This window comes from Streptomyces sp. SID5910 (assembly GCF_009862125.1).
GTDB lineage: Bacteria > Actinomycetota > Actinomycetes > Streptomycetales > Streptomycetaceae > Streptomyces.
In genome coordinates, this window is sequence record NZ_WWHX01000487.1 from 1 (window position 1) to 4,812 (window position 4,812).

Annotated in this window: 5 protein-coding genes; 3 read left to right on the top strand and 2 right to left on the bottom strand. The window is 74.6% G+C overall.

Going from position 1 to position 4,812, the window contains the following annotated elements; all coding sequences use genetic code 11:
- On the top strand, positions 1-117 hold a 117-nt coding region (locus tag GTW67_RS17295), incomplete at its 5' end, for a dodecin family protein (protein WP_202437357.1).
- A 38-nt stretch (positions 118-155) separates the two neighbouring features.
- Here GTW67_RS17295 and GTW67_RS17300 read toward each other — a convergent pair.
- The gene (locus GTW67_RS17300; RefSeq protein WP_161165721.1) at positions 156-647 is read right to left on the bottom strand and encodes a phosphatase domain-containing protein; all 492 of its coding nucleotides are present in this window, start codon (positions 645-647) and stop codon (positions 156-158) included.
- Between the two features lie 210 nt (positions 648-857).
- Here GTW67_RS17300 and GTW67_RS17310 point away from each other — a divergent pair, with 210 nt between their 5' ends.
- Both GTW67_RS17310 and GTW67_RS17315 read left to right on the top strand, forming a co-directional pair.
- On the top strand, positions 858-1,877 hold the full coding sequence (locus tag GTW67_RS17310) for an MsnO8 family LLM class oxidoreductase (RefSeq protein ID WP_161165722.1): 1,020 nt from the start codon (positions 858-860) through the stop codon (positions 1,875-1,877).
- A gap of 56 nt (positions 1,878-1,933) precedes the next feature.
- On the top strand, positions 1,934-4,279 hold the full coding sequence (locus tag GTW67_RS17315) for an ATP-binding cassette domain-containing protein (protein WP_161165723.1): 2,346 nt from the start codon (positions 1,934-1,936) through the stop codon (positions 4,277-4,279).
- A gap of 43 nt (positions 4,280-4,322) precedes the next feature.
- Here GTW67_RS17315 and GTW67_RS17320 read toward each other — a convergent pair.
- Positions 4,323-4,812: YsnF/AvaK domain-containing protein (locus tag GTW67_RS17320; protein WP_161165724.1), on the bottom strand; the 490-nt coding region annotated here is incomplete at its 5' end.

Genomic DNA, 4,812 nt, shown 5'->3' on the forward strand with positions numbered 1-4,812 from the left:
CTGCGCAACCTGGACTGGTTCGAGGTCACCCAGGTGCGGGGCCAGATCGAGGAGGGCGAGGTCGCCCACTGGCAGGTGGGCCTCAAGCTCGGCTTCCGCCTGGAGGAGTCGGAGTAGCACCCCGCCGGCCCGGAACAGGAGAGCCGCGGGGCCGGTCAGGTACGTCCCTGGCGCTCCTGGGCGTCCTTCAGTTCGGCCGATCCGGTGGCCCAGTCCGCGCGGACGACGGTGAACCCGGCCCGTTCGGCGTCGTCGCACACCAGCTCGTCGTCGTCCACCAGGACGCGGATCTCGCGGGCGCGGGCGAGCCGGCCCAGGATCTCCAGCTTGGTGCGCCGGGCGGGCCGGCGGTCGCTGTTGCCCCGCATGTAGAGCCGCCCCTCGGGAAGCCCCTGCGCGGCCAGCCAGTCGAGCGTGTCGCGCCGGCAGCGCTCGGGCCGGCCGGTCAGGTAGACGATCTCGCACTCCCCGGCGCTCGCGCGCACCAGCGCGATGCCCTCCGGCAGCGGCGGATCATGGGGCGCGGCGGCGAAGAAGGCGTCCCAGTCGCGCGGCCGGCGCTCCAGGAAGCGCTGCCGGTGCGCGGTGCCGGCGAGGGTGTTGTCCAGGTCGAACACGGCCAGCGGAGGCCTGCTGCTGTCGCTCACACCCCCACCCTAGAACGCGGGCCGCGGCCACCGACCGCCGCGCCCGCGCTCGTGCCCGTCACCGTCGACGGCGTCGGCCATCTCGTGCCGCAGCACCTGGTGCGGGCCCACGAGCGCGGACTGCCGCGCGCCGAGGGCTGACCGGGGCGGGCCGGACACCCGGTCGCCCGGTCGCGGGAATCCTGGCGCCGCCCACGCGTTGAACCCCGTGTGAGCTCAGTGACCGCGGCGACCCGCTTCTCCGTCCTCGACCGCTCCCGCATCCGCGAGGGCGGCACCGGCGCCGAGGCGCTGCGCGACACCGTCGCCCTGGCGCGCGAGGCGGAGCGGCTCGGCTACCACCGGTTCTGGGTGGCCGAGCACCACGGCGTGCCGGGCGTGGCCGGTTCGGCGCCGACCGTGCTGGCCGCCGCCGTCGCGGGCGCCACGCATCGGATCCGGGTCGGCACCGGCGGCGTGATGCTGCCCAACCACCGGCCCCTGGTCGTCGCCGAGCAGTTCGGGGTGCTGGAGTCGCTGTTCCCCGGCCGGATCGACATGGGCCTCGGCCGTTCGGTGGGCTTCACCGACGGCGTGCGCAGGGCGCTGGGCCGCGACAAGGACGACGCCGAGGACTTCGACGCGCAACTGGCGGAGCTGCTCGGCTGGTTCCGCGGCACCTCCCCCACGGGCGTGCACGCCCGCCCCACGGAGGGGCTGACCGTGCCGCCGTTCGTGCTGGCCATGGGCGAGGGCGCGGCCGTCGCCGCCCGCGCGGGCCTGCCGATGGTCATCGGCGACCTGCGCGACCGCGACCGGATGCTGCGCGGCATCGACCGCTACCGCGCCGCCTTCCGCCCCTCCGCGTGGAGCCGGGAGCCGTACGTCGTCGTCTCGGGCACCGTCGCCGTGGCCGGCACCCCGGAGGCCGCCCGTCGCCTTCTGCTGCCGGAGGCCTGGTCCATGGCGCACGCGCGGACCCGGGGCGCCTTCCCGCCGCTGCCGCCTGCCGAGGCCGTCGAGGCCCGGTCGATGACCGCCAAGGAGCGCAGCCTGTACGAGTCCGGCCTGACCGGCCACATCGCGGGCACCGAGGAACAGGTCGCCGGCGAACTGGAGTCGCTGCTGACGGAGACGGGCGCCCAGGAGGTCCTGGTCACCACCAGCACGTACGACCGCGAGGCCCTGCTGGACTCCTACCGGCGGCTCGCCCGCGTCACCGGCGCGGGGACGCGGGCCGCCGCGGCGTAGAATCGCGGGGTTTGTCCCCCCGGCCGTGACCCGAAGACCGTACGGAGTTCCCCGCGATGCACAGCCCCCACGACCCGTACGTCCGTGTCCGCGGCGCCCGTGAGCACAACCTCAAGGGCGTGGACGTCGACGTCCCGCGGGACGTGGTGGCCGTGTTCACCGGCGTGTCCGGCTCCGGCAAGTCGTCGCTCGCCTTCGGCACCGTCTACGCGGAGGCGCAGCGCCGGTACTTCGAGTCGGTCGCGCCCTACGCCCGCCGGCTGATCCAGCAGGTCGGCGCCCCGGAGGTCGGCGAGATCACCGGGCTGCCGCCCGCCGTGTCGCTCCAGCAGCGCCGGGCGGCGCCGACGTCCCGTTCGTCGGTCGGCACGGTCACCAACCTGTCCAACTCCCTGCGGATGCTGTTCTCGCGCGCCGGCGACTATCCGCCGGGCGCCGCGCGGCTCGACTCCGACGCCTTCTCGCCCAACACGGCCGCCGGGGCGTGTCCCGAGTGCCACGGACTCGGCCGGGTGCACCGTACGACCGAGGAACTGCTCGTCCCCGACCCGTCGCTGTCGATCCGGGACGGGGCGATCGCCGCGTGGCCCGGCGCCTGGCAGGGCAAGAACCTGCGGGACGTCCTCGACGCCCTCGGGTACGACGTGGACCGGCCCTGGCGCGAACTGCCCGCCGGGCAGCGGGAGTGGATCCTGTTCACGGACGAGCAGCCGGTCGTCACCGTGCACCCCGTCCGGGACGCCGGCCGTATCCAGCGGCCGTACCAGGGCACGTACATGAGCGCTCACCGGTATGTGATGAAGACGTTCTCGGACTCGAAGAGCGCGACGCTGCGGGCGAAGGCCGAGCGGTTCCTCACCAGCGCGCCCTGCCCGGTCTGCGGCGGCGGCCGGCTGCGGCCCGAGGCGCTCGCGGTGACCGTCGGCGGCCGTGGCATCGCCGAGCTGGCCGCGCTGCCGCTCACGGAACTCGCCGGGCTGCTGCCGACGCACGACGAGACGGCCCGGGTGCTCACCGCCGACCTGACCTCCCGCATCACGCCCGTCGTGGAGCTGGGCCTCGGCTATCTGAGCCTCGACCGCGCCGCGCCCACGCTCTCGGCGGGCGAGCTGCAACGGCTGCGCCTCGCGACGCAGTTGCGCTCCGGGCTGTTCGGTGTCGTGTACGTCCTGGACGAGCCGTCCGCGGGACTGCACCCGGCGGACACCGAGGCGCTGCTGACGGTGCTGGACCGGCTGAAGGCGGCGGGCAACTCGGTGTTCGTGGTCGAGCACCACCTCGGTGTGATGCGCGGCGCCGACTGGATCGTGGACGTCGGCCCCCGGGCGGGCGAGCACGGCGGGCGGGTGCTGTACAGCGGCCCGGTGGCCGGGCTGGCCGAGGTCGCCGAGTCGGCGACGGCACCGTACCTCTTCGACGGCTCCCCCGCGCCGGTCCGCGAGGTGCGCGAGCCGCGCGGCACCCTGACGGTCGACCCGGTCACCCGGCACAACCTGCACGAGGTGAGCGCCGGGTTCCCGCTCGGCGTCCTGACGGCGGTGACCGGGGTGTCCGGGTCGGGCAAGTCGACGCTCATCGGCGCGATCACCGAGGAGTCACCCGGTGTGGAGCGGCTGGTCTCCGTGGACCAGAAGCCGATCGGCCGCACCCCGCGGTCCAACCTGGCCACGTACACGGGCCTGTTCGACGTCGTGCGGAAGGTCTTCGCGGCCACCGACGCGGCACGCGAACGGGGTTACGGCGTCGGCCGGTTCTCCTTCAACGTGGCGGGCGGGCGCTGCGAGACCTGTCAGGGCGAGGGGTTCGTCAGCGTCGAGCTGCTGTTCCTGCCGAGCACCTACGCGCCGTGCCCGGACTGCGGCGGGGCGCGCTACAACCCTCCGACGCTCGAAGTGACCTACCGGGGACGGAACATCGCCGAGGTCCTGGACCTGACGGTGGAGGAGGCGGCGGAGTTCTTCGCGGACACGCCGGCGGTGGCGCGCAGCCTGGCGGCGCTGCTCGACGTGGGCCTCGGCTATCTGCGGCTCGGGCAGCCCGCGACGGAGCTGTCGGGCGGGGAGGCGCAGCGCATCAAGCTGGCGAGCGAGTTGCAGCGGGGCCGCCGCGGGCACACCCTGTACCTCCTGGACGAGCCGACGACCGGGCTGCATCCCGCCGATGTCGAGGTGCTGATGCGGCAGTTGCACGGCCTGGTCGACGCCGGTCACACGGTGATCGTGGTGGAGCACGACATGGCCGTGGTGGCGGGCGCCGACTGGGTGATCGACCTGGGGCCGGGCGGCGGCGACGCGGGCGGGCGGATCGTTGCCGAGGGCCCTCCGGCCGAGGTGGCGCGGGCGCGGGACAGCGCCACCGCGCCGTATCTGGCGGCCGTCCTGGACGGCGGGACGCGCCGGTGAAGACTGCTCACCGGCGCGCGCCCTGACCGGACGCCGGCGGGTGCTACTCGCGGCCCCGCCGGATGTCGTCCTCGGTGATGCCCTCCGTCTCGGCCTCGATCCGCTCCTTGCGGACCTGACCGCGCACGGTCTCGTTCTCGATGTGCTCCTCCGTGGTCAGCCGGACGCGTTCGACCGGCACCGTCTCGGTCTCCACGACCGCGCGTTCCTCGTGCAGGGTGACCTCGTGCTCGGCCTCGCCGAGCTCCTGTCCGGCCATCGCCTCGTCACGGTTGGCGTCCGTGATCGGCTCGCGCTCGACGCGTACCTCCTCGTGGCGCACAGGCACGGTCTGCTCGACCTCCTCGGTGACCACGTACTTGCGGAGCCTGGCCCGGCCGACCTCGTGCTGCTCGATGCCGACGTGCATCCGCTCCTCGGAGCGGGTCATGGCGTCGTCGCCGCGCATGCCCCGCCGGCCCGCCATGTCCTCGCGGCCGGTGGTGCCCGCCGTGTCCGCCGTGTCCGCCAGGCCGGCCGTGCCCGCGGCGCCG

Coding starts and splice junctions, on each gene's coding strand:
- GTW67_RS17315 (WP_161165723.1), top strand. CDS start 1,934: ATGCACAGCCCCCACGACCCGTACGTCCGTGTCCGCGGCGCCCGTGAG.